The organism is Arthrobacter rhizophilus, assembly GCF_026241105.1.
Lineage (GTDB): Bacteria > Actinomycetota > Actinomycetes > Actinomycetales > Micrococcaceae > Arthrobacter.
On record NZ_JAPFFT010000005.1, the window covers coordinates 32,119 to 55,155 of the forward strand.

Below are 23,037 nucleotides of genomic sequence, written 5' to 3' on the forward strand. Positions count from 1 at the left end.
CACTAAGCTTGAAAGTCGGATTTAATCCCGTTCATGCGGCCTCCCGCTCACCCCAGAAACAGGACAATGACCACCACTGCAGTCAGCAAGACCTCCAAAAAGACCGGAAGCCGCCACGTGGCCCTGGCCATCTTTGCCCTCGCCATGGGTGGATTCGCCATAGGGACCACGGAATTCACCATGATGGGCTTGCTGAAGGAGATCGAGCAGGGACTCAACATCAGCACTCCGGAGGCCGGGAACCTGATTTCCGCCTACGCCCTGGGTGTAGTGGTGGGTGCACCGATCTTCGCGGCGCTGGGCGCCCGGCTCCCCCGCAAGCAACTTGCCTTGGGACTCATGCTGTTCCTGTCCATAGCGAACCTGACGTCCTTCGTTGCACCGGACTATGGAACCATGGTGATCACGAGGTTTGCCTCCGGACTGCCCCATGGTGCCTTCTTCGGGATCGCTGCCGTCATCGCAGCGAGCCTGGTTGCCCCCACCAAGCGTGGCTGGGCAATTTCGATGGTCATGGGCGGGCTCACTGTCGCCAACGTTATCGGCGTTCCCGCTGCTACCTGGCTTGGTCAGACCTTCGGTTGGCGCTTGCTCTTCGTGGTGGTGGGCATCATCGGCCTAGCCACCAGTGTGCTGCTGTGGAAGTTCGTCCCCTTTGAGCCCGCACACCCCGAGGCGAGCATTCGCCGGGAACTTGGCGCCCTCAAACGCATCCAGGTGTGGTTGGCACTGCTGATCGGAATCATCGGGTTTGGCGGCTTCTTCGCCACCTATACGTACATCGCCCACACGATGACTTCCGTGGCCGGCATCCCCCAGTCGCTGATACCCCTGGTGGTGGCCCTCTACGGACTCGGTATGGTGGCGGGAAACATCCTGGGCGGCCGGATCGCCGACAAATCCGTCATGGGAACCATCTACCGGGTCCTTCCGGCAATCGCATTGGCCTTGGTGGTCTACGCCATCGCGGCCCACTGGGCGTGGTCGGCATTCATCATGGTGTTCATCGTGGGCGGCATCGGCTCCATGCTCATTCCGCCTTTGCAGACCCGGCTCCTCGACGCTTCGCCCGACGCGCCGTCTCTGGCTTCTTCGCTCAACCATTCCGCTCTCAACATCGCGAACGCCCTTGGCGCGTTCCTCGGCGGCGTGGTCATCGCATGGGGTTGGGGCTACGTGGCCCCGGCCCTCGTTGGCGCTGTCCTGGCAGTCCTGGGCCTCGGCGTCGCCGGCATCAGCGGTTGGTTGGAACGCAAGAAGCCGCTAGCTGGGTAGGCCGTGGAACTGCTTAGACCTGGACCCGCTCCACGTCCGGTTCAAGGTAGATGACCCGGGCAATCGGCACCGCGGTGCGGATCCTGAGTTCGGCGTCGTCAATCGCCTTGGCAATAGCCTGGCCGGTATCCGCTGCGCCCACACTGATCTTCGCCGCAACCAACAACTCTTCCGGGCCCAGGTGCATGGTCTTGAGGTGGATGATGCGGGTGCCATCGGACTCAATGGCTTCCGTGATGAGTGCGTTGTCCTCTTTGGTGGCGGATTCACCGAGCAGCAAGGACTTGGTTTCCACTGCGAGCACCACGGCGATTGCCACAAGAAGCAGGCCGATCATCCCCGTGCCCGCAGCATCCCACAAGCCGTTGCCCGTGATGAGGGTCAGGCTGACTCCGAACAGCGCGAAGACGAGGCCCAGGAGAGCTCCGAAATCCTCCAGGAGGATTACGGGCAATTCCGGTTGCTTGGCATTGCGGATGAACTTGATCCAGCTCTGGTTGCCACGCAAAGGATTGGACTCGTGGATTGCGGTGCGGAAAGAGAACGACTCCGCCACGATCGCACCGAGCAGCACAGCCAGCGGCACCCACCAGAAATCGCCTTCAATGGCATGCGGGTGCTGGAACTTCTCCCAGGATTCGTAGAGCGCAAAAAGGCCGCCAACGCTGAACAGCACGATCGAAACGATGAAGGCGTATATGTAACGCTCACGTCCATAGCCAAACGGGTGTTCGGGACTCGCCGCCCGTTGTGCCCGCTTCCCGCCAAGCAGCAGGAGCAACTGGTTGCCGGAGTCGGCCACGGAGTGGATCGCCTCGGCCAACATGGACGATGACATGGTCAGGACGAACGCGACGAACTTGAGCACAGCGATCGCCAGGTTGGCACCCAATGCCGCCACTATTGCCTTGCTACCGCCATTTGCAGCCACGAAAGCTCCACCTCTTCTTCAGTTCTGGGGATGTGAGTGAAATCCAGGAACGGACCGCGGCGCCATCTTCCTGCAAGCAATACCGTACCTTGCCGAAATTGTCAGGAAGCCTGCTGGGAGCGCGCGCTGGCGTAGAGGCAGACAGTAGCGGCTGTGCCGAGGTTCAAGCTTTCAGCCGAGCCGTAGACGGGCACCGCAACACGATGGTCTGCGAGTGCCAGTTCGGAGTCTGAAAGCCCTTGTGCTTCGTTGCCGAACAGCCAGGCCGTCGGGGCCTCGAGCGGGTAGTCCGAGGGAGCTACCGACGCACCCAGCCGGCGTGCGGCGTTCTCATCCTGAAGCTTGTCCAGATTGAGGGTGCCGTAACCGTCCGCCGCCAGGATCCCGATGCCACGCTCCTTGCAGAGGGCCACGAACTCCTCGACGTCCGCGCCCAGGACAACCGGCAAATGGAAGAGGGAGCCCGCGGTGGACCGCACAGCCTTGGGGTTGTAGATATCCACGCTGGAGGCCGTCAGGACCACAGCGTCCGCTCCGGCAGCATCGGCGGCCCTCAGCACGGTTCCCGCGTTGCCAGGGTCCCGTACCTGGCACATGACGGCTATCAGCCGCGGCCCGGCGTCGAGCACCGATTCAAGGCTCACGTCCACAAAGCTGCAGACAGCCACAATGCCCTGGGGATTGACTGTGTCCGCCATGGCGGCCAGGACATCGTCATTCGCCAGCCGCAAGGAAACGCCATCGGCGAGCTCTGCCAGTTCAGGGAGTCGGTCCAGGCAGCTTTCGCTTGCGTAAAGTTCGTGCACGACGCCGGGTGCCCCCGCCGTCGTCCGCTCCCGGTGCAGGACCAGTGCCTCCCGAACCGCTTGGGGGCCTTCCGCAAGGAACCTGCCCCGCTTTAAACGGGCCGGGCGCCCTGCAAGCTTTGCGACATCCTTGACCCGATCAGCTCGGGGGTTGGACATCGGAAGTTCTTGCGGGCGCCCGGTTTCGTTCATATAGAGAACTTTAGTGGCTATCGCCACTGTCCCTTGAACTGCGGCTACGCGTACTACTCAGCAGCCTCAGCGGCCGGCTTCTTTGCAGCCTTGGCCTTGGGAGCCTTGGCAGCGGATTCGTCCTCGGAAACGGAAGCCTTGACGGCCGGAGCAGCCTTCGGAGCAGCTTCAGCCTTGGCGGCCGGAGCGGAGGTGTCGGCAGGCAGGGAGTCCTTGGCAACCTTGACCAGCGCGGCGAAAGCGTTGGCGTCAGAAACGGCCAGCTCTGCCAGCATGCGACGGTCAACCTCGACCTCAGCGGCCTTCAGGCCCTGAATGAGGCGGTTGTAGGTCAAGCCGTTGGCGCGGGATGCAGCGTTGATGCGCTGGATCCAGAGGCGACGGAAGTCGCCCTTCTTCTTGCGGCGGTCGCCGTAGCTGTACACAAACGAGTGCAGCAGCTGCTCTTTTGCCTTGCGGTACAGGCGAGACCGCTGACCGCGGTAACCCTTGGCCCGTTCAAGGACAACCCGACGCTTCTTGTGGGCGTTTACCGCCCGCTTCACACGTGCCACGTGCGTACTCCTTCAAAATTCTTATCCCAAGCTGCTACTGCCGGAAACCCGGCCGGCCTGAGAAGGCTTTGGTGTAGTCGGTGGCTACCGGATGGCAGCAACCAGAAAACTTGGAACTTAGATGCCGAGCATCTTCCTGATGACCTTGGCATCGCCCTTGAAGACGATCTTGTCGCCGGCAAGGCGACGGGTCAGGGTGGAGGACTTGTGCTCCAGGTAGTGGCGGCGGTTGGCCTGCTGACGCTTCAGCTTGCCGGTACCGGTCAGCTTGAAGCGCTTCTTAGCACCACTGTGGGTCTTCATCTTCGGCATGGGAACCGATCTCCTTACGTATCCGCAGACTGGGTCTGCAGTTCTTTCGTGCAACCACCCCATAGGGGGTGACCGCTGCTTTCGTGCCGGGCGGAGGGGATGCCTCCTGCGGCGTGACTAGTTGGTCTTGCGTGCCGCGGGCTTGGGAGCAGCCTTGGGGGCTACCGGTCGAGCTGCGGGCTTCGGAATCGCAGGCTTGGCCATCGGCTTCGGCACCGGTGTAGCGACAGGCTTGGGGGCAGCCGGTACAACAGGCTTCGAAGCTGCCTGCTCAGGAGCCTTTACTGGCGCCGGCGCCTTTACTGGTGCCGGTGCCTTTACTGGCGCCAGTGCGGCAACCGGAGCTGCTTCAACTGCCTCGACAACCGGAGCCTCTACGACTGCGGGAGCCTCTTCCACGACGGGAGCCTCTACGACTGCGGGAGCCTCTTCCACGACGGGAGCCTCTACGACAACAGGTGTCTCTTCAACAGCAACCGCTTCCTCAACAACAGGAGCAGCCTCTTCAGCTTCGGCAACCTCGGCCTCAACGGATTCCGGCGCGGTTTCCATTGCCACCGTGTCCTCAGCCTGGTTTTCCTCTACCTGGGTCAGGAGTTCCGCCGGAACCAGGTCCGCGAGGGACTGCGTCAAGGGAACATCCTCGCCTGAAAGGTCGATCCGGCCAGCAGCCTTGGCTTCATTCTGGGCCTTGGCTTCTGCGCGCTGCGCCGCACGGCGGGCCTCGGCCTTTGCCTCGGCCTTGTTCTTCAGCGGGCCGATCACCATGACCATGTTGCGGCCATCGATGCGCGGGCTGGACTCAATCACGCCAACTTCGGCAACGTCCTCAGCGAAGCGCTGCAACAGGCGGATGCCCATTTCGGGGCGCTGCTGCTCACGTCCGCGGAACTGGATCATGGCCTTCACCTTGTCCCCTGCGCCCAGGAAGCGAAGCGCGTGTCCGCGCTTGGTCTCATAGTCGTGGGTATCGATCTTCAGGCGGAAGCGGATTTCCTTCAGAACCGTGTTGGTCTGGTTCTTACGGGCCTCACGGGCTTTGACAGCGGCTTCGTACTTGTACTTGCCGAAGTCCATCAGCTTGCACACCGGAGGCTTGGCCTGCGGTGCAACTTCAACGAGATCCAGATCAGCCTCGGCAGCAAGACGCAGAGCGTCCTCGATACGGACGATTCCAACCTGTTCGCCGGCAGGGCCGACCAAACGCACCTCGGGGACGCGGATACGCTCATTGATTCTTGGCTCGCTAATGTCAAAGCTCCTGTTGTTGTGATGAGTATTCCACCGGCAAATAGAGAAGGCCCCCAATTGCTGGCGCAATCGAAGGCCTCGAAAGATCGGATACAGCCCCTCGATGGAGGCGTTCGCACCATCCAAGGCATACCTTGAACGGTGTCCGACCAGGTACCCGGCAACTTACATCCCCGAAGGGAAACGGCTGACGCGGGTGGGAGAGAACTCCGCTTGCAAACTGAAAACCAATTCTACAGAAATCGTCCACCAACCGCACATTAACGATGGGTGGCCGAATACTGCGTTAGCCATAGACAAATGGCGACTTCCAGTCGGTCTGTGACAAGCTTACCAGCATGAGCACTTCAGACAGCAATTCCCTCCACCACGAGCCCGCCGGTACTGACGCCGGAGTAAGCCAGCAGATCCGCGACATTTCGGAAGTTCCGGCTGTTGAGGTCATCACCACTGGCGCCGTTCACCTCATGAGCGCAGCGGCTGTCAAGGTGGGCTTGGCCGACGACCCCGAGGCTGAGGGACTCAAGGACCTGGACGAAGCCCGCAAACTGATCACCGCCTTGGCCGGGCTGGTTACGGCCGCTGCACCGGAAATCGGTTCACAGCATGCCGGCCCCTTGCGCGATGGCCTGCGTTCCCTCCAGCTCGCATTCCGCGAAGCTTCGCTGATCCCGGACGAGCCAGGCAAGGGCCCGGGCGAAAAGTTCACCGGCCCGGTCAACTGACCCGGACTCACCTGTTAGACCGCGACGGCGGGCTGGCCTTCCTGGCCAGCCCGCCGTCGTCGTATCCTGGCGGTTTATGCGCCACAGCCGCGTTCGCGGCGCAACTCAGTTGGCGGGATCCCCCGCGCCGGCCTGGGCGATAGTCATGATCCGGCGCCGACGCAGCTGGAGGAACAGCCCGGCAAGGCACAGCACCACTCCCGCTGTCCCAATTGCCACGAATCCTGCCCACGGTCCCACCCCGTCGATAAAAAGCCCGGCGACCGGCGAACCGAAGGCCACGCCCGCGGTCAACGCCGAGCCATACCAGCCCATTGCCTCGCCGCGCCGGTCCTCATCCACGATGTCCGCGACTTTTTCAGAGGCTGCGGACAGCACCGGCGCGCAAAGCAGACCCGGCAGAAGGGACAACAAGGCAAGGGTCCACGTGTCCCCGGCGAAGCCCATCGGAATGGTCAGGGCCGCCATGCCCAGCAGGAGCAGGATCGGCGAGACGGGCCGGTGCATCGCTCCGTAAATGAGTCCGCCGACTACCGATGAGGCGCACCAGAAGAAGAAAACAATCCCGATCTCGCTCTCGTGCCCGCCGCGCTGCAATACCGCCACGATTCCGACGTCGGTTCCGCTCAGGACCATGCCCGATCCTGCGGCAACGGCGAACACCGCGGCCACTGCCGCGGTGAACCAAGTGAAGTTCCTCGCCATCTTTCCCCGCAATCCGGAAGGCTGGGAAGCCGCCTGGGCCATCTCCGAAGCAGCCTCCTGGAGATGGGCCGGAGCCGATGCCACAACGGCAGCTTCGGCGGCGTGGAGCTCGTCGGCGTCGCGGTCAGCCGCTTGGCTGGCATCCAGGACATCATCGCTGCGGGTGGGCGGGTTGAACCACAGAAGGAAAAGCCCGGCGGCCGACGTGCAGACGCCCACGATGGTCAGGCCCAGGACGGTGAACCCGCTCGTGGCCACAACCGCGCCCACTGCGGGGCCGATCATGAAGACCACTTCGGTGGCGATCGAATCCAAGGCGTACGCGGAACGCCGTTGCTCACCATCTACCAGCACGCCGAGCGACTGGCGGATGACACTGAAGATCGGCAGCGTCAGCAGGCCACCGATGAAGACGAGGGGCAGGATCCATTCGTAGCTCACGTGCGGGACAACGGACCAAATGACCAGTTCCGAGACCACGGAAGGGATGAGCGCCTTGCGCAGGCCAACAGTGTCCACGCGGCGCCCGCGCCACGGAGCGCCAATCGCAATGCCGATGGTGAATACCGCGGCGGCAGCACCGGCGGCAGCGTATCCCTTGCCCAAGGTCAGCACGATGTGCAGGGTGAGCAGAACCCCTGCTGCCGAGTGCGGTATTCGGGCAACCATGCCCACCAGCAGGAGACGCCGCACGGACGTGATGGACAGCATCTCCCGGTAGAGAGAGAAATTCACGAGCTATATCCTCTGTTCTGCCGACGGCAGGACAAGGACGTTCCCCCCGCGCCTTCGGCTACTGTGCCGCCCGCTGCAAGCTGACTTCGATCGAGTCAACCCGCTCGGCGAACAATTCGTTCTGCGCCCAACGCCCGTTCAGCCCGGAGACCAGATCCTGGATCGCAGCGGCATCCAGGCCGTCTTCGAGATACAGCACCACGCGCAGTTCGGGTCCCGGTCCCCCACCGGCCATGGTCGAACCATCGGCCGTGAGCGAAGCTACCCCGGCACCTGGCCGGATCTCGAGGCGCCGCACTGCCGGGTACGTCCCCGCCAAGGAATTGAGAGCAGACTCCAGTTCATCATCAAGGTACGACGGCGTCCAGTCGCGCTGTTGTGCCAGTGACCACATGGCAGGCCGGCGCACCACGAAAGTGACATCCGAGCCGGGATCCAACACGAGTAGCTGGGCTCCCTCCGAGACGGCAGACAGTGCTGCCCGGGCTGCATAAACGGCCACCGGACGGGCCTGCGGGTGCCAGGCTTCCAAGGCGGAGGCCGAGGTGAACACGGGCATGGCCGTGCGGCCATCCGGCGCTTTCAGTGTCACGAGCGCCATGTCGGCCTGCTTGTCGGCATGGTGACCATCCACGCCCTCGGCTTCCTCAGCGAGCTGGGCCACCACCGGGACAAAGACCCTCGCTGTTGCCAACGAAGCCACCACACCGGCTTCGCTTCCTGTGCCGGCAAGGAGGGCCGAGACAGCGGCGAGGTACCCGGCGTCGGCAGTTCCGTCGTCGTCCTCGAAATTGTGGATCTTGGCGGCATCACCGCTCAGGTTCCGGCCCGCCCAGGGCTGGCCAGCAGAGTCGCCTGCTCCCCCGGCGCCCGCGAGGGCCGCCGCGATGTGCCCGGGCAGTTGCCGGGAGGCCGGGGTTGAAGCCTTGCCGGCAACTGGGGACTGTGGATCCTGGGACATCAGCGGCGGCCGGCGACGTCCAGGGCTTCCGGGAGCGTGAAAGCACCGGCGTATAGCGCCTTGCCAACGATCGCTCCTTCAACGCCGAGCGGCACGAGCTCCCGCAGGACCCTCAGGTCTTCCAAGCTCGAGATGCCGCCGGACGCAACCACCGGCTTGCCCGTCTTTTCCACCATCTGGCGCAAGAGTTCGACGTTGGGGCCCTGAAGCGTTCCGTCTTTCGTGACGTCGGTGACCACGTAGCGGGCGCAGCCGGCGTCCTCAAGGCGTGCCAGCACCTCCCAGAGATCTCCGCCTTCTTTGGTCCAGCCGCGACCCGCGAGCGTTGTGCCGCGGACGTCGAGCCCGACGGCGATCTTGTCACCGAAGCGGTCTATCGCCCGGCGGGTCCATTCCGGGTTCTCCAAGGCGGCAGTACCGAGGTTCACGCGGGCGACGCCGAGCTCCAGCGCACGTTCGAGGGATTCGTCGTCGCGAAGTCCGCCAGACAGCTCCACTTTGACGTTCAGCTGCGACACGACCTCGCTGATGAGGTCGGCGTTGTTGCCGCGGCCAAAAGCGGCGTCCAGGTCCACCATGTGCACCCACTCGGCACCGGCGTTCTGCCAGTTCAGGGCTGCTTCCAGCGGGGTGCCGTAACTGGTCTCCGAGCCGGCTTCTCCCTGAAGGAGGCGGACGGCCTGGCCGTCCACGATGTCGACGGCGGGCAGGAGTTCCAGAACGGGCAGTTCGGAGGCGGTGGTCATTGAAGTCCTCGGTGTTGTGGGGACGGGCGTCAGTTGCCCGGCCGTGTCATTTAGGGGGCAAGGTGAAGAGGTAGGCCGCCAGCAGTGCCAGACCGGCCAGTACGTAGAACGAAACGGAGACCCAGGCGGGGCGTTTCTGCTGGTGGAAGGAGATTCCTCCGCCCACCAGCAAACCGGCCAAGCCCATGAAAATGATTGACCACATGTCAGGCAGTTGTGCCCGTCTCTGGTGCCGGAGAGTCCGGACGCAGGCTCTCGACCCAGTTGCGCAGGAGCCGAGCTCCGGCGTCGCCAGACTTTTCCGGGTGGAATTGGGTGGCGCACAGAGGACCGTTCTCCACGGCGGCGATGAACGGGGCCCCGTGCTCGGACCAAGTCACCTTCGGCGGCGCCATGCGGGGCTGGACGACGTCGAATTCCCACTTCTGCACACCATAGGAGTGCACAAAGTAGAACCGTTCGTGCTCGACGCCGGCGAACAGCTTTGAGCCTTCCGGCACGTCCACGGTGTTCCAGCCCATGTGCGGGACAACGGGTGCTGGGAGGAGCTCCACCTTGCCGGGCCACTCGCCCATGCCTTCTGCCTCTGTTCCATGCTCTACGCCCGCCTCGAACAGAACCTGGAGCCCAACGCAGATGCCCAGGACAGGCCGGCCGCCGGCAACGCGACGACCGATCATCCGGATGGCATCGACTGCTTTGAGTTCACGCATCACCGTTTCGAAGGCGCCCACGCCCGGGACCAACAGACCGTCGGCGTTCAGGACGTCTTCAGGCTTGGCGCTCAGCGTGACATCTGCACCGGCACGTTCAAGCGCCCGAACGGCAGAGCGGACATTTCCCGACCCGTAGTCCAGGACAGTTACTGTCGGCTTTCCCTCAGGCGAGACAATGCGGCTTGCAGCCTTCGGGTTCACGATGGCGCCATCCTTGAGGATCTGCCCACTCACAAGGCGCCCTTCGTGGACGGGATGCCTTCGACCCTGGGATCGGACTCAACGGCGGAACGGAGTGCACGTGCGAAGGCCTTGAACTGAGCCTCCACAATGTGGTGCGGGTCCCGGCCGGCCAGGACGTTCATGTGGAGGCAGATGCCGGCGTGCAGGGTGATCGCTTCAAAGACGTGGCGCGTCAGCGAACCGGTGAAGTGTCCACCGATCAGGTGGTATTCCTGGCCAGCGGGCTCCCCGCCGTGGACCAGGTAAGGACGTCCGGAAACGTCGACGACGGCGTGGGCCAGAGCTTCATCCAACGGAACGGTCGCCTCACCGAAGCGGCGGATGCCGGCCTTGTTGCCCAGCGCGGTGCGCAGCACCTCACCGAGGGTGATGGCAACGTCTTCCACCGTGTGGTGGGCGTCGATGTGGGTGTCCCCAGTGGCCTTGACTGTCATGTCGATGAGCGAATGCTTGCAGAGCGCCGTCAGCATGTGGTCGTAGAACGGCACCGTGGTGCTGATGTCCGAGACCCCAGTGCCGTCGAGATTGATTTCGACCAGGACGGAGGACTCACTGGTGGTGCGTTCCATGCGTGCTGTCCGGGCGGCCGCCGTGCCGGCGCCGTTTTCGCTCATTGAGATGTCCTTAGGAGGAAGGAGTGGTGGGACTGGTTCAAGTCTAGGCCGGTGCGGCGACTTGGCCGTCCAGCAAGGCTTCGAGCGCCTCGAGGAAGGCAGTGGTCTCCGGCTCGGTACCGGCCGTGACCCGGAGGTGGCCCGGTATGCCGACATCACGGATGAGGACCCCACGCTCCAGCAGGCCTTGCCACAAGGCGTGCGGGTTCTTGAGCCCACCGAAGAACACGTAGTTGGAATCCGAAGCGGCGGGCTTGAGCCCCATCCGGGTCAACTCGTTCACAATCCGGTCCCGCTGGATCTTGATGTCTTCGACGTCCGCCATGAGGGCCTCGCGGTGCCGCAGTGCGGCCAGCGCGGTTGCTTGGGTGATCGCCGAGAGGTGATACGGGAGGCGGACCAAGCGGATCGCGTCGGCAACCTCGGGGGCCGCTGCCATGTAGCCGATGCGAGCACCAGCGAGGGCGAAGGCTTTGCTCATGGTCCGGGAAACGATGAGACGCTCACGGCCCGGGAGAAGCGTCAACGCGCTCGGAGTGTTGTCGTGGGCGAACTCGTGGTACGCCTCGTCCACGATCACAATCGCCTGGCTTGCTTCTCCGGCCTCGTAGACGGCCTCGACGACGTCAATGCCAAGCCCTGTGCCGGTGGGGTTGTTCGGAGAACACAGGAACACGACGTTTGGCTGGATCTCGCGAACCTGTGCGGCGGCGGAGGCTGCATCAAGGCCGTAGTCTTCAGCCCGAACCCCGGCAATGTATGCGGTGTCCGTCCCACTGGCGAGCAGGGGGTACATGGAGTACGTGGGCGGGAAGCCAAGAGCAGTGCGTCCCGGGCCGCCGAAGGCCTGGAGGATCTGCTGCAGAACCTCGTTGGAGCCGTTCGCCGCCCAGATGTTCTCGCCAGCCATTCCGTGGCCCAGGTACTCTGCGAGGGCCTCGCGCAATTCGGTGAACTCGCGGTCCGGGTAGCGGTTCAGTCCCGTGGCGGCCGCCGCCACGGCTTCGGTGATCGCCGCTTGGACATCCGCGGGCACGCCATGGGTGTTTTCATTGACGTTGAGCAAGATCGGCACATCAAGCTGCGGCGCGCCATAGGGGCTCAGGCCACGCAGGTTGGTCCGGAGGGGAAGTCGGTCAAGTCGCTCAAGCTGGTCACTCACCATGACAGTTTAAGGTGCGCCGACTGCTGCCCTGAAACTGTGACGGCCAAGCGGCCGCTCAGAGGACCTGTTATCGCGGTCAGAGCTGCGATTAAGTGGCAGGGATGAACAGCTGCTGGCCCGGCACGATGTGGCCGTCCTGCAGGTTGTTCAGTTGGATAATTTCGGCAACGACGTCGCGTGGATCCCGGGAAGGTGCGGCAGTTCCGGCAATCCCCCACAACGACTGGCCCATTTGCACCGTGACGCTCGTACTGGAGGTGGGCTGAAGCTCGGTGGCTGAATCAGCGGCCTTGGCCGGCGAATTCAGAAATCCCGCCAGACTCAGCAGCGCTGCAACCAGGAGCATTGCTGGAACACCGAAGAAGACCATGCGGCCCCGGCGGGTCAAGCGAAGCCGGACCGGTGCCGTACGGCGGCCGGATGTGTGGTTGATGGTGATAGCGGACATGAGCTGAGCCCTTCTGAACAATGCCGCGTTCCGGAATCTCTGGAATGCGGCTGCTAATTCTTGCCTTCAGTCAGTGCTTACAGGGCGGTTGTTCGCTGATGTCTTCGAACGATTCGAAGGAACACCCGGACCTGCAGCACTTTTATAGAACACATATTCGAACCTTGCTATGACATTTTTAGCACTTATCAACGAACGATGTCGAGACTCGCTAGAACAAATGTTTGATAAACGCCTGTGCCTGCCCTACGTTTGAGTGAAGAAACAAGCACTGAATCAGTGCAACAGGAGGGTCTGACATTTCAGGCCAACAGTCCCGGCAAGCGCCTCAGCGCAGATCGGGCGGAACGGAAGGGCGTTGGCGAACATGGCAGCGAAAGCCACTGGCAGCGGATCGGCCTCACCGCGGAGCCCGCAGCCGCAGAAGGCTCCCAAGAGCCTGACCGTCCGCCAAAAGAAGATCCTGGAGACCATCCAGCGTTCAGTGAACGATCACGGCTACCCGCCGTCAATGCGCGAAATCGGGGACACTGTTGGCCTGGCTAGCTTGTCCAGCGTCACGCACCAGTTGTCGCAGCTCGAAAAGCTCGGCTATCTTCGTCGCGATCCCAAGCGTCCGCGGGCGATGGAAGTCCTCATGCCATTGACCTTGGATGGCGGCTCTGTCATACCGGGCGTTGAAGCGCCGTCGAAACTCCGCAGCGCCGGTGGCTTGGCCGTCACCGAGCTTGCCAGTGCCAGCGATACGGCCATGGTGCCCCTCGTTGGCCGCATCGCCGCTGGCGGACCCATCTTGGCGGATCAGACAGTTGAGGACGTCCTGCCGCTGCCCCGCCAGTTGGTAGGCCATGGCGAGCTCTTCATGCTGAAGGTCGCCGGTGATTCCATGATCGACGCCGCCATCTGCGACGGAGACTGGGTAGTAGTACGGCGCCAGAATGATGCCATCAACGGCGACATCGTGGCAGCTCTCCTGGACGACGAAGCCACCGTCAAGACCTTCCGTCAGCGTGACGGCCACACGTGGCTGCTCCCCCAGAACACTCAGTACGAACCCATTCTGGGCGACCATGCCACGATCATGGGCAAGGTCGTCTCTGTGCTGCGCTCACTTTAAGACGCGCTCACTTAGGACGCGCTCACTTAGGACGCGCCCGCTTCTAGGACATCCGCTTCAGGCCTTGGCTGACTCGGCGTAAAGCCGTTCGAGCGCGCCGCGGACCACTGTGCGGTCGGTGGTGGCCCAGAAGGGCGGCAAGGCTGCCCGGAGGAAGTTGCCGTAACGCTCGGTCGAAAGCCGTGAATCGAGTACTGCCACCACGCCTTTGTCACCGTTTGAACGGATGAGACGGCCGGCGCCCTGCGCCAGCCGGATGGCCGCGTGCGTGGCAGACACCGCCATGAAACCATTGCCGCCGGCCTGCGCTACGGCGCGGGACCGTGCTGTCATCAGGGGATCGTCCGGACGCGGGAACGGGATCCGGTCAATGACCACCAACCGGCATGAACCGCCCGGGACGTCGACGCCTTGCCAAAGGGACATGGTGCCGAACAGGCAGGTGTCATCCTCCTCGGCAAACTGCCTCACCAGCGCGGCCATGGTCGACTCACCCTGGCACAGGATCTCGACTTCCAAGCGTGACCGCATCGCGTCCGCGGCTTCCTCCGCTGCCCGTCGGGAAGAAAAGAGGCACAAGGCTCCGCCGTGGGAGGCCTTGATGAGCTCTTCAAGTTCGTCAAGCGCCTCGGGCGAGGTGCCGCGTCCGGGCTTGGGCAGGTGCCTGGCAACGTACAGCATGCCCTGCTTGGGGTAATCGAACGGCGAGCCGACGTCCACGCCAGTCCAGCTCGGAGCGCCTTGACCTGTCAGTCCCAGTCCTCCGGCGGTGGCCTCGAAAGCGGAACCAATAGCCAAGGTGGCGGAGGTCAACACCACGGTATGCCCCGCGAAGAGCCCTTCCCGGAGCCGTGCCGCCACGCTGAGCGGGGCGATATTGATGAGCGCAGGCGATTCCTCATCCGGCGCCGTGTAGCCCTGCTGCGGATCAAAAGCGCTGTTCCGCGAGAGCCACACGACTTCCTTGTTTTCCCTGGCGGAGAGCAGCCTCTCGCACAGTTCCAGGATCAGCATCAGCCGGGAGCGCGCGAGCTGGCGTCCGCCGTCCACCGCGTTGGACGAATCCCCTTTCGAATCGGACAGGGCGGCGCGGCAGGCTTCCCTGAGCTGGTCCACGCAATCAAGTTGTTCGTCGTTGAGCCCGTTGGGCAGGAGGCCGGAAGGCGCCCCGGCAACTGCAAGCTCCAGGCGGTCCGCTGCGGCGTTCAGCGCGTCCACCGTGACGGCGGTGTGTTTGCGGGCGCTGGAGGCGGCAGCATGGATCATTGCCACGGACAGCTGCCCTGACACTGCACCAGTGACGCGGTCCTGGAGCTCGTGGGCCTCGTCGACCACCACGACGTCGTACTCGGGCAGCACGGCCAGGCCTTCGAAGGCGCTGACGGCGAGCATCGCGTGGTTGGTGACTACGACGTCGGATTCCGCGGCGCGGTGGCGGGCCAGCTCGCTGAAGCATTCCTCCGCCATTGGACACTTTTGCGCCCCAAGGCACTCCATGGACGTGACGGACACCTGGCGCCAGGCCCGGTCCGTCACGCCCGGCATGAGTTCGTCGCGATCCCCGGTCATGGTCTTCCCGGCCCACTCCCGCAGCCTCAGCACTTCCTTGCCGAGCTGGGACGAGGGCCCGCCGATCGCGGCCGCAAGGTGGGGAACGCTGGTGTCCTCGCCGAGGGAGAACAATTGCCCTTCGGCGGGTTCCTCGCTGGGAAATCCGCCCTCCAACTTGTGCCTGCACACATAGTTGGCCCGGCCCTTGACCAACGCGATGCTGACCGGCCGCTCCAGCTCTGGATTGATGGTTTCCAGAAGCCGCGGCAGGTCCCGGCCCACAATCTGCGTCTGGAGGGCGAGGGTGGCCGTGGACACTAGCGCGGGCTTCTTGCTCTCCATCGCGTGCGCAATCAACGGAATCAAGTACGCGAGGGACTTGCCCGTGCCCGTTCCAGCCTGCACCAGTAGGTGCTCACCGGTCTCGATCGCCCGCGCTACGTGTTTGGCCATCTGGTGCTGGCCTGCGCGGTTTTGGCCACCCATACCGGCGACGGCTTTGTCCAGGAGTTCAAGGGCGGTCCGTTCACGCACGGTTTCGCCGCGTTCCCCCGCTTCCGGATCAACCATTGCTGACGAACGACTCCAACTCGGCGGCCAGGTTCTCATGGACCATGGCTACCACTCGGGTGCCTTCTTCCTCGTGCTCAAGGCTCAGGATTTCGGCGTCGGTGTTGTGCAGCTTGTTGATGAGCTCCCCACGGTTGTACGGAATCAGAACCTCAAGGCGCACACCGGGACGCGGAATGGCCGTGCTGATGGCCCCAAGAAGCTCGGCGATGCCCTGGCCTGTCCGGGTAGACACCACCACATGGCGTGGCTCTTTCTGCTTGAGCCTCTCGACAACGAACGGATCGGCGACGTCTGCCTTGTTCAAGACGATGATTTCCGGGATTTTCCGGGCATCCACTTCGCTGAAGACCGTACGGACGGCCGCGATCTGGCCCTCCGGATCCGGGTGCGAGGCGTCCACAACATGGAGGATCAGATCGGCGTCGGCTACCTCTTCCAGCGTGGAGCGGAACGCCTCCACGAGCTGGGTGGGCATCGAACGCACGAAGCCCACCGTGTCCGATAGCGTGTAGCCGATCCCGTCCGGAGTCTGGGCTTTGCGGACCGTTGGATCCAGCGTGGCGAACAGGGCGTTCTCCACGAGGACGCCCGCGTCCGTCAGACGGTTGAGGAGGGAGGACTTTCCCGCGTTGGTGTAGCCGGCGATGGCGACCGAAGGAACGGCATTACGACGGCGGTTGGCCCGCTTGGTCTCACGGGCCGGCTTCATCGCGGCGATTTCACGCCGCAGCTTGGCCATCCGCGTGCGGATTCGACGGCGGTCCAGTTCGATCTTGGTTTCACCGGGACCTCGCGAACCCATGCCTGCTCCGGCACCGCCCACCTGGCCACCGGCCTGGCGGGACATGGAATCGCCCCAGCCCCGCAGGCGCGGCAACAGGTATTCCAGCTGCGCCAGTTCGACTTGGGCCTTGCCCTCGCGGCTCTTCGCATGCTGCGCGAAAATATCGAGGATCAACGTGGTGCGGTCCACCACCTTGACCTTGACGATGTCCTCCAGACCGCGCCGCTGGGACGGCGCCAATTCAGCGTCGACCACCACGGTGTCCGCGCCCGTGGACGAGACGATGTCCTTGAGCTCCAGGGCCTTGCCTGAGCCAAGGAAGGTGCCGGGGTCCGGCTTCATGCGTCGCTGGACGATCCCATCCAGGACTTCCGAACCAGCAGTCTCGGCCAGCGCTGCGAGTTCCCTCAAGGAGTTCTCAGCGTCGGCCAGGGTTCCTTCGGTCCAGAGGCCTGCAAGCACCACGCGTTCAAGGCGCAGCTGCCGGTATTCGACTTCGGTGACATCTTCAAGTTCCGTGGACAGACCCGCGGTGCGGCCCAAGGCCCGGCGCTCGGCCAGATCCTCTTGATCGCCGTCGTAGATGCTGTGTTCTTCGTCCAGGCGCGAAATCGCCTGGGCCTTGCCAAACACGCCCCTGGGTTCTTCGCGTTCCTGCTCTATGGCCGGTGCGTCCTTGGAGAGAATCCGGTCGATGACAGCCTGGATTTCTTCAGGACTCATGTCCTGGGCGTCGGAATCGGGTCCGGTGTTCTTCTGCGTGGTCATGGTCTCCTTTAGGGGTTCGGCATTTCCAGAATAGTGCCGATTCGGGTCTTGTGGCGCGGAATTCGCGCAGGGCTGATGCCTGGCGAGGCTCTGCCGATGGTCGGAGCTCTCCATCCGGGACGGCGTACGCGGATTGCGCGCACTGAACCCACGGCGGGAAGGGGACGGCCTGCTGAGTGTCCAGACGTCGATAAGAAAGGTCTGGAACGGACTTGCCAAGGCGGAATGGCGCTGCAAATGAAGCAGGCCTGCATCGCGGGCGGTGCCGACTACTCAAAGATCAAGAACATGCGCACCAGACTATCAGGCCAGGTCAAGCTCGGCTTGGGCGACCCGCGGTTTCCCTTGCCCGCTGCTGGCCACTAATCTGGCAAGCTATGGAGTCTGCTCACTATTTCAGCGCACAGCCCGCGGGGCCGTTCACCCGCAAGCCCCTCACGGTGGAACTGGCCGGCGCGACCCGCCGGCTCCAGACATCGGGCGGCATCTTCAGCCCCGACGGGATCGACAAGGGAACAGCGATCCTGCTCTCCGAAGTTCCACCCCCGGCCCCGCAGGGAAACCTGCTGGACATCGGCTGCGGCTGGGGACCCATCGCGTTGACCATGGGACTGATGGCTCCGCATGCTCGCGTCCACGCGGTTGATGTCAACGAACGCTGCATCACTCTGACAAACGAGAACGCCGCCCTGCTGGACCTCCGGAATGTTACCGCCAGCCTGCCGGACGACATCGACCCCGCGGTGACGTTTGACACCATCTGGTCCAACCCGCCCATCCGTATCGGCAAGGATGAACTTCACAATCTGCTGCTTACGTGGCTGCCGCGGCTTGCGCCGGGTGGAAACGCCTGGCTCGTGGTCCAGAAAAACCTCGGCGCGGATTCACTTCAGCGTTGGCTTGCCGACACTCTCAACGATTCTTTCTCGGTCTCCCGGGAAAGTACGTCGAAATCGTTTCGCATCCTGCGAATCAGGAAAGCGTCCCGCTAGCAACAATCACGGCGGGGCCACTGAGCTCCACGTGTTCCCGTCCGCTCGCGCCCGGGAAGAACCGCACCCCGACGACGCCGCCCGGCACGTTGACGCGCCACGTATCGGGAGCGCCCTCCCCGGCCCAGTGGCGGATAGCGACGGCGGCCGCGCAGGCACCCGTGCCGCACGACTGGGTTTCGCCGACGCCCCTCTCGTGGACGCGCATGGTGATGTTGCCTATCCCTTCGTGCACGAGGGGCTCTGCGGGAACCACGAATTCGACATTCGTACCGTTGGCCGGCTTGGGATCCACAACCGGTGCCTTGAAGAGCTGCGTAGCCTTAAGCTCCGAAAGCTCGGCGAGTGCCACCACCGTGTGCGGGTTGCCCATGCTGACCGACAGGGCGGGCCGGGCAACTTCCAATCCGTCGGCACTGACGAGGGAGTCCATGGCCTTGCTGGTGGCATCCTGCGGGAAAATGAACTCCCAAGGGCCCATGTCAACCGCGTAACCGTCAGCTGTGCGGACGATCTTTTTGATGCCGCCGCGGGTTCCGATCGTCAAGGACTCACCAGCGTTAAGGGCGACAAAACCCTGCTCGACGAGGAAATGGACGAATACGCGGACGCCGTTGCCGCACATTTCGGACAGCGAGCCGTCGCCGTTGCGGTAGTCCATGAACCATTCGGCATCAGGGTCTGCGTCGAGGAGCTGGCGGCCTTCAGCGAGGAAACGCGACGGGACTGCTCGGATGAGCCCATCCCCACCCACTCCCAAGTGGCGGTCGCAAAGCGCCGCGACCTGCTCCGGAGAGATCTGGTGCGCGTCTTCGGGGTCCGCGATCAGGACGAAATCGTTGCCCGTACCGTGCCCCTTGGAGAAGGCCAGCCCGTGAAGACCGGAGGCGGGTACGGCACCGCCGGCAGCGGCGGGCTGCGGGGCGGAAAATGCAAGGGTTTCGTCCATGGATCAAGGCTACCCGTACGGCGGGTTGCGCCTAAATCGCCGACGCCTGGCTTGCGCAGATATCTGCGGCCTTGGCCACCAAATCGGGATCCTGCCAGTCAAGCCAGTGGATCCGGGAGTCGGCACGGAACCAAGTGAGCTGGCGGCGGGCGAACTGGCGAGTGGCCACGATGGTCTCTTCGGCCGCCGTGGCCGTGTCCGACTCGCCGTCGAGAACCTTGAGGAACTGGGCGTAGCCGAGCGCACGCGAGGCCGTCTTGCCTCGCCGCAGCCCGGCGGCGTCCAGCCGCGCAACCTCCTCCAGAAGTCCAGTGTCGACCATCCGGTGGACCCGCTCGGCGAGCCGATCGCGCAGTACGTCCCGATCGACGTCGAGCCCTATCTGCACCGCCGGCTGAAAGTACTCGCGCTGCGGCATGAATGAGCTGAACGGGCGTCCGGTGAGCTCGAAGACTTCCAAGGCCCGGATGACGCGGCGCGCGTCGCCGAGCCTGCCCGCGGAAACGGGATCGACACGTTCCAAGCGCTCCTGGAGGACAGGGAGACCTGATGTTTGGTGCTCCTGCTCCAGCCGTTGCCTGACGTCGGGATCCGTGCCCGGGAATTCCAGCACGTCGAGCGCTGCCCGAACGTAAAGTCCTGAACCGCCAACCAGGATGGCCCGCTTGCCTCGGCTATGAATGTCGCGAATAACGGACCGGCACTCAGCCTGGAAATCGGAAACGCTGGCTTCCTGGGTCACGCCCATGGTGTCCAGGAGGTGGTGGGGCACTCCCCTGCGTTCCGCGACACTGATCTTGGCCGTGCCGATGTCCATGCCCCGGTAAAACTGCATGGCGTCGGCGTTGATGACCTCGCCGTCAAGCTCTAGGGCGAGGGCGACGCCAAGATCGGACTTGCCGGACCCTGTAGGCCCGACGACGGCGATCACGGGCGGCTTCGGATCAGCTGATCCGGCCGATGCTTCTGTCATGTCCAGCTAGCCGCGCCGCACGGGCAGCGACGGCATACCGAGGGAGACGCCCCGTGCACCGGAGGTCCCGGCACCTGGTGCCGGAGCGCCGCACGAATCGGCCTGCGAGCGGTCCCAGGCGTCCCCGGCACGGGAGCGCCTCAGGCTGTAATCCGCCGTCGTGGCCGGGTCTGAAACGAGGTGGAACGCTGCTGCATCGGTGATAGTCACCGTGACAAAATCGCCTGGCCGTGGCACCTCTGCGTCCTCCGGGACGGAGAAGTGCACCAGCCGTTGGTCCTGGGAGCGGCCGGACAAGCGATGCGTTTCCTCGGCCTTGCGACCTGATTGGGCCGTGACGAGGAGCTCAACCCGCCGCCCAAGCTGTTTCGCGTTCTCCTCGGCTGCGATGCGGTCCTGGAGGTCCGTCAGGCGCTCGTAGCGTTCTTGAACAACCGCCTTGGGCAGCTGGTCCGGAAGGTCCGCGGCCGGGGTGCCCGGGCGCTTGGAGTACTGGAAGGTGAACGCCGAGGCGAAGCGTGACTTCTCGACGACGTCAAGCGTCGCTTGGAAATCCTCTTCCGTCTCGCCGGGGAAGCCCACAATGATATCGGTGGTGATCGCGGCATTCGGGATCTTGTCCCGGACCTTGTCAAGGATGCCCAGGAACTTCGTGGAGCGGTAGGAACGGCGCATGTCCTTGAGCACCTTGTCCGATCCGGACTGGAGCGGCATGTGCAACTGCGGCATGACATTGGGGGTCTCGGCCATCGCGTCGATGACGTCGTCGGTGAAGGCAGCCGGGTGCGGGCTCGTAAAGCGCACGCGCTCAAGGCCTTCGATGTCTCCACAAGCGCGGAGCAATTTGGAAAAGGCCAGGCGGTCACCGAATTCCACGCCGTAGGAGTTCACATTCTGGCCAAGCAGGGTGACCTCGACGGCGCCGTCGTCCACCAGCGCCTGGATTTCAGCAAGGATCTCGCCCGGACGACGGTCCTTCTCCTTGCCACGCAGCGATGGGACGATGCAGAACGTGCAGGTGTTGTTGCAGCCTACGGAGATGGAAACCCAACCCGAGTACACGGAATCGCGCTTGGTGGGAAGGGTGGACGGGAAGACGTCCAACGATTCCAGGATCTCCAACTGGGCCTCGTTGTTGTGCCGGGCCCGGTCCAACAACGCCGGGAGCGCACCCACGTTGTGGGTGCCGAACACGGCATCCACCCAGGGAGCCTTGCGCACGATGGTTTCGCGGTCCTTCTGTGCCAGGCATCCGCCCACCGCGATCTGCATCCCGGGGTTCGCCGCCTTGACCTGCTTGAGCTCTCCGAGGTTGCCGTAGAGCTTGTTGTCGGCGTTCTCGCGGACTGCGCACGTGTTGAAGACCACGACGTCGGCGACCCCGCCGTCGACGGGCACGTAACCTGCATCTTCGAGAAGTCCGGCCATGCGCTCAGAGTCATGGACATTCATCTGGCAACCGAACGTGCGGACCTGGTAAGTGCGCTGCGCCTCGGGGGCGGGCGCGGCATCGCTCACAGGGGACGGGCTGGGCTGCTCAAGGGAGGCTGGTGCTGGTGCTACGGAAGGAGAACTCACCAATCTAGGGTAGCCCCTCGGACTAGTACCAGTTGAAGCCCATCTCGTGCTGCCACGCGTTGCAGGGAGAACCGTAGCGGTCGCGGATGTAGCCAAGCCCCCAATCGATCTGGGTCCGGTAGTTGCTGAGCCAGTCGCTGCCCGCGGAATAGTATTTGTCCGGCGGCAGGGCCTGCGCAACGCCATAGGCACCACTGCTTGGATTAGTGGCATCCGTCATCCAGCTTGATTCCTGGGTCCATAGCTGGGACAGGCACTGCATCTGTTCCTGGCCCCAGCCATAGGCGCCGAGCCGCGAGGAAGCATACAGACGCGCCCCCGCCGGATCGTTGACGACGCTTCCCCCGGCACCGCCTCGGGACCCGGAACCGGTTCCGCCGCCTCCGGATCCTCCTCCGCCGCCGAGTCCGCTGCTGATGGGCGGTAGGGCTTGCTGAGCCTGCTGGGCTTGCCTGTTGGCTTCCGCTGCGGCGGCTTCCGCTTGACGCTGTGCTGCCTGCCTCTTGGCCTCCTGCGCTGCCTGATAGGCGGCCAGCGCCACTTGGCCATCTTGGTACTTTTGCGCAACGGCGGCGGAAGTGGAGGTCAAGGACGCGAGCTGGGCAACGAGGGTCTTACGCTGACCTTCCGTGGCGGCGACACTGTCTTCGGCAGCGCGCCTGGCAGACTCTGCAGCCTGGGCCTTTGCCGCGGCGTCGCTGTCCAACTGTGCCAGGACGTCCCGGGCAGCTTGCTCCTGGGCCGTTGCGGCCGCGGATGCCTGGGCCGCGCTGAGGGCATCCGCGTGGAGTTTCGCCGTACGATCCAAAACCCGGTTCAGCAGAGCGTAACTTTGGAGGTTGTCAGGTTCGACGGCGGCATTCGCGAGGGACCACGGGCCGGGATCAAATCCACCAGACTCGTACGCCTTCACCACAAGGGATGAGGTGGCCTTCTTCAAGGAATCCGATTTGGCCTTGGCCTGCTGGGACGCCTCAACCAGCTTCTGGGTCACTTCCTGCTGATGCACCAGTGCGTCATGGGCCTTGGCGTACTCGGTTCCCGCTTTGATGGCGGCTGCACCAAGTTCGCCGGACTTCTGCTGCAGGCCCACCAGCAATTGGTTGATGCGCGCCACTTCGGCACTCGCGGCCGCCTCATTTCCCTGGGCTTGTTGCACCTCCGCCCAACTGGGATAGCCGGAGGGCGGAGCGTCGTCGGCCGAGGCCGGGGCTGCTTGGAGCAACGACGCAACAAGCAAAGGCACAACGACTGCCGAAAGCCGCCAAGGCAACGGTTTCATTGGATCTGACCTGCTTCCGAATCGGAACACTAGTCCAGAACCTTAGCCGACGGTCACCAAAGCACATACCCAACGTCGCCTCCGGGCAGGA

24 protein-coding genes are annotated in these 23,037 nt (G+C 63.8%); 5 read left to right on the forward strand and 19 right to left on the reverse strand.

What is annotated here, in order from left to right; genetic code table 11:
* Positions 1–66 precede the first annotated feature (66 nt).
* Positions 67–1,275 (forward strand): MFS transporter, encoded by a 1,209-nt coding sequence (locus OOZ51_RS06185; RefSeq protein WP_265978339.1) that lies wholly within the window; start codon positions 67–69, stop codon positions 1,273–1,275.
* A gap of 13 nt (positions 1,276–1,288) precedes the next feature.
* Here OOZ51_RS06185 and OOZ51_RS06190 read toward each other — a convergent pair whose 3' ends face one another.
* The 5 genes from OOZ51_RS06190 to infC all read right to left on the reverse strand — a co-directional run bounded on the left by OOZ51_RS06190 (position 1,289) and on the right by infC (position 5,279).
* Positions 1,289–2,206 (reverse strand): cation diffusion facilitator family transporter, encoded by a 918-nt coding sequence (locus tag OOZ51_RS06190; protein ID WP_265978341.1) that lies wholly within the window; start codon positions 2,204–2,206, stop codon positions 1,289–1,291.
* 101 nt (positions 2,207–2,307) lie between these two features.
* The gene (locus OOZ51_RS06195; RefSeq protein WP_265978342.1) at positions 2,308–3,204 is read right to left on the reverse strand and encodes a TrmH family RNA methyltransferase; all 897 of its coding nucleotides are present in this window, start codon (positions 3,202–3,204) and stop codon (positions 2,308–2,310) included.
* Between the two features lie 53 nt (positions 3,205–3,257).
* Positions 3,258–3,758: a 50S ribosomal protein L20 gene (rplT, locus tag OOZ51_RS06200; protein WP_265978343.1), complete on the reverse strand. Its 501-nt coding sequence runs from the start codon at positions 3,756–3,758 to the stop codon at positions 3,258–3,260.
* Positions 3,759–3,875: 117 nt separating this feature from the next.
* Positions 3,876–4,070 (reverse strand): 50S ribosomal protein L35, encoded by a 195-nt coding sequence (gene rpmI / locus OOZ51_RS06205; protein WP_265978344.1) that lies wholly within the window; start codon positions 4,068–4,070, stop codon positions 3,876–3,878.
* Between the two features lie 117 nt (positions 4,071–4,187).
* Positions 4,188–5,279, reverse strand: coding sequence for a translation initiation factor IF-3 (gene infC / locus OOZ51_RS06210; RefSeq protein ID WP_416346351.1), 1,092 nt, complete (start codon positions 5,277–5,279; stop codon positions 4,188–4,190).
* Positions 5,280–5,659: 380 nt separating this feature from the next.
* Here infC and OOZ51_RS06215 point away from each other — a divergent pair, with 380 nt between their 5' ends.
* Positions 5,660–6,046, forward strand: a complete 387-nt coding sequence (locus OOZ51_RS06215) for a DUF1844 domain-containing protein (protein ID WP_265978345.1) — start codon at positions 5,660–5,662, stop codon at positions 6,044–6,046.
* 105 nt (positions 6,047–6,151) lie between these two features.
* Here OOZ51_RS06215 and OOZ51_RS06220 read toward each other — a convergent pair whose 3' ends face one another.
* From OOZ51_RS06220 to OOZ51_RS06255, 8 genes are all read right to left on the reverse strand, one after another.
* Positions 6,152–7,486: an MFS transporter gene (locus tag OOZ51_RS06220; protein WP_265978346.1), complete on the reverse strand. Its 1,335-nt coding sequence runs from the start codon at positions 7,484–7,486 to the stop codon at positions 6,152–6,154.
* Positions 7,487–7,544: 58 nt separating this feature from the next.
* Positions 7,545–8,447 carry an SseB family protein gene (locus OOZ51_RS06225; protein WP_265978348.1) on the reverse strand — a complete coding sequence of 301 codons (903 nt, stop codon included), beginning with the start codon at positions 8,445–8,447 and terminating at the stop codon, positions 7,545–7,547.
* A complete protein-coding gene (gene priA, locus OOZ51_RS06230) occupies positions 8,447–9,193 on the reverse strand; it encodes a bifunctional 1-(5-phosphoribosyl)-5-((5-phosphoribosylamino)methylideneamino)imidazole-4-carboxamide isomerase/phosphoribosylanthranilate isomerase PriA (RefSeq protein ID WP_184735761.1) in 747 nt (248 codons plus the stop codon). Before priA ends, OOZ51_RS06225 begins: the two co-directional genes overlap by 1 nt.
* A gap of 46 nt (positions 9,194–9,239) precedes the next feature.
* A complete protein-coding gene (locus OOZ51_RS06235) occupies positions 9,240–9,398 on the reverse strand; it encodes a hypothetical protein (RefSeq protein WP_265978349.1) in 159 nt (52 codons plus the stop codon).
* Position 9,399: 1 nt separating this feature from the next.
* On the reverse strand, positions 9,400–10,143 hold the full coding sequence (gene hisH, locus OOZ51_RS06240) for an imidazole glycerol phosphate synthase subunit HisH (RefSeq protein ID WP_265978350.1): 744 nt from the start codon (positions 10,141–10,143) through the stop codon (positions 9,400–9,402).
* Positions 10,140–10,766 carry an imidazoleglycerol-phosphate dehydratase HisB gene (hisB, locus tag OOZ51_RS06245; RefSeq protein ID WP_265978351.1) on the reverse strand — a complete coding sequence of 209 codons (627 nt, stop codon included), beginning with the start codon at positions 10,764–10,766 and terminating at the stop codon, positions 10,140–10,142. Before hisB ends, hisH begins: the two co-directional genes overlap by 4 nt.
* 43 nt (positions 10,767–10,809) lie before the next feature.
* The gene (locus OOZ51_RS06250) at positions 10,810–11,928 is read right to left on the reverse strand and encodes a histidinol-phosphate transaminase (protein ID WP_265978353.1); all 1,119 of its coding nucleotides are present in this window, start codon (positions 11,926–11,928) and stop codon (positions 10,810–10,812) included.
* Positions 11,929–12,019: 91 nt separating this feature from the next.
* Entirely contained in the window at positions 12,020–12,379 is a 360-nt protein-coding gene (locus OOZ51_RS06255) for a LysM peptidoglycan-binding domain-containing protein (RefSeq protein WP_265978354.1), read from the reverse strand.
* Positions 12,380–12,746: 367 nt separating this feature from the next.
* On the opposite strand from OOZ51_RS06255, the gene lexA reads away from it, so the two are divergent.
* Complete coding sequence (gene lexA, locus OOZ51_RS06260) at positions 12,747–13,496, forward strand: transcriptional repressor LexA (RefSeq protein WP_265978355.1); 750 nt, start codon at positions 12,747–12,749, stop codon at positions 13,494–13,496.
* Positions 13,497–13,553: 57 nt separating this feature from the next.
* On the opposite strand, the gene OOZ51_RS06265 is transcribed toward lexA, so the two are convergent.
* Both OOZ51_RS06265 and hflX read right to left on the reverse strand, forming a co-directional pair.
* Positions 13,554–15,617: an ATP-dependent DNA helicase gene (locus OOZ51_RS06265; RefSeq protein WP_265978356.1), complete on the reverse strand. Its 2,064-nt coding sequence runs from the start codon at positions 15,615–15,617 to the stop codon at positions 13,554–13,556.
* A complete protein-coding gene (gene hflX, locus OOZ51_RS06270; protein ID WP_265978357.1) occupies positions 15,610–17,172 on the reverse strand; it encodes a GTPase HflX in 1,563 nt (520 codons plus the stop codon). The genes OOZ51_RS06265 and hflX overlap by 8 nt, the downstream gene beginning before the upstream one ends.
* Before the next feature lie 225 nt (positions 17,173–17,397).
* Here hflX and OOZ51_RS06275 point away from each other — a divergent pair, with 225 nt between their 5' ends.
* On the forward strand, positions 17,398–17,538 hold the full coding sequence (locus OOZ51_RS06275) for a hypothetical protein (protein ID WP_265978358.1): 141 nt from the start codon (positions 17,398–17,400) through the stop codon (positions 17,536–17,538).
* Positions 17,539–17,549: 11 nt separating this feature from the next.
* Entirely contained in the window at positions 17,550–18,164 is a 615-nt protein-coding gene (locus OOZ51_RS06280; RefSeq protein WP_265978359.1) for a class I SAM-dependent methyltransferase, read from the forward strand.
* Here OOZ51_RS06280 and dapF read toward each other — a convergent pair.
* The 4 genes from dapF to OOZ51_RS06300 form a co-directional block, all read right to left on the reverse strand.
* A complete protein-coding gene (gene dapF / locus OOZ51_RS06285; RefSeq protein ID WP_265978361.1) occupies positions 18,145–19,113 on the reverse strand; it encodes a diaminopimelate epimerase in 969 nt (322 codons plus the stop codon). The genes OOZ51_RS06280 and dapF overlap by 20 nt on opposite strands.
* Positions 19,114–19,144: 31 nt before the next feature.
* Entirely contained in the window at positions 19,145–20,086 is a 942-nt protein-coding gene (gene miaA, locus OOZ51_RS06290) for a tRNA (adenosine(37)-N6)-dimethylallyltransferase MiaA (protein WP_265978362.1), read from the reverse strand.
* Between the two features lie 6 nt (positions 20,087–20,092).
* Positions 20,093–21,604, reverse strand: a complete 1,512-nt coding sequence (gene miaB / locus OOZ51_RS06295; RefSeq protein WP_265978530.1) for a tRNA (N6-isopentenyl adenosine(37)-C2)-methylthiotransferase MiaB — start codon at positions 21,602–21,604, stop codon at positions 20,093–20,095.
* An 82-nt stretch (positions 21,605–21,686) separates the two neighbouring features.
* Positions 21,687–22,946, reverse strand: a complete 1,260-nt coding sequence (locus OOZ51_RS06300) for an aggregation-promoting factor C-terminal-like domain-containing protein (protein ID WP_265978364.1) — start codon at positions 22,944–22,946, stop codon at positions 21,687–21,689.
* Between the last annotated feature and the right edge of the window lie 91 nt (positions 22,947–23,037).

Bases quoted from the DNA above. Each gene is read 5' to 3' on its own strand.
- priA (WP_184735761.1), bottom strand. From the start codon at position 9,193: ATGACCACCGCCTCCGAACTGCCCGTTCTGGAACTCCTGCCCGCCGTC.
- hisB (WP_265978351.1), bottom strand. From the start codon at position 10,766: ATGAGCGAAAACGGCGCCGGCACGGCGGCCGCCCGGACAGCACGCATG.
- OOZ51_RS06195 (WP_265978342.1), bottom strand. From the start codon at position 3,204: ATGAACGAAACCGGGCGCCCGCAAGAACTTCCGATGTCCAACCCCCGA.
- lexA (WP_265978355.1), top strand. From the start codon at position 12,747: ATGGCAGCGAAAGCCACTGGCAGCGGATCGGCCTCACCGCGGAGCCCG.
- hflX (WP_265978357.1), bottom strand. From the start codon at position 17,172: ATGACCACGCAGAAGAACACCGGACCCGATTCCGACGCCCAGGACATG.
- OOZ51_RS06280 (WP_265978359.1), top strand. From the start codon at position 17,550: ATGGAGTCTGCTCACTATTTCAGCGCACAGCCCGCGGGGCCGTTCACC.
- rpmI (WP_265978344.1), bottom strand. From the start codon at position 4,070: ATGCCGAAGATGAAGACCCACAGTGGTGCTAAGAAGCGCTTCAAGCTG.
- OOZ51_RS06225 (WP_265978348.1), bottom strand. From the start codon at position 8,447: ATGTCCCAGGATCCACAGTCCCCAGTTGCCGGCAAGGCTTCAACCCCG.
- OOZ51_RS06300 (WP_265978364.1), bottom strand. From the start codon at position 22,946: ATGAAACCGTTGCCTTGGCGGCTTTCGGCAGTCGTTGTGCCTTTGCTT.
- OOZ51_RS06265 (WP_265978356.1), bottom strand. From the start codon at position 15,617: ATGGTTGATCCGGAAGCGGGGGAACGCGGCGAAACCGTGCGTGAACGG.
- dapF (WP_265978361.1), bottom strand. From the start codon at position 19,113: ATGGACGAAACCCTTGCATTTTCCGCCCCGCAGCCCGCCGCTGCCGGC.
- OOZ51_RS06185 (WP_265978339.1), top strand. From the start codon at position 67: ATGACCACCACTGCAGTCAGCAAGACCTCCAAAAAGACCGGAAGCCGC.
- OOZ51_RS06235 (WP_265978349.1), bottom strand. From the start codon at position 9,398: ATGTGGTCAATCATTTTCATGGGCTTGGCCGGTTTGCTGGTGGGCGGA.
- OOZ51_RS06255 (WP_265978354.1), bottom strand. From the start codon at position 12,379: ATGTCCGCTATCACCATCAACCACACATCCGGCCGCCGTACGGCACCG.
- OOZ51_RS06275 (WP_265978358.1), top strand. From the start codon at position 17,398: ATGGCGCTGCAAATGAAGCAGGCCTGCATCGCGGGCGGTGCCGACTAC.
- miaA (WP_265978362.1), bottom strand. From the start codon at position 20,086: ATGACAGAAGCATCGGCCGGATCAGCTGATCCGAAGCCGCCCGTGATC.
- OOZ51_RS06215 (WP_265978345.1), top strand. From the start codon at position 5,660: ATGAGCACTTCAGACAGCAATTCCCTCCACCACGAGCCCGCCGGTACT.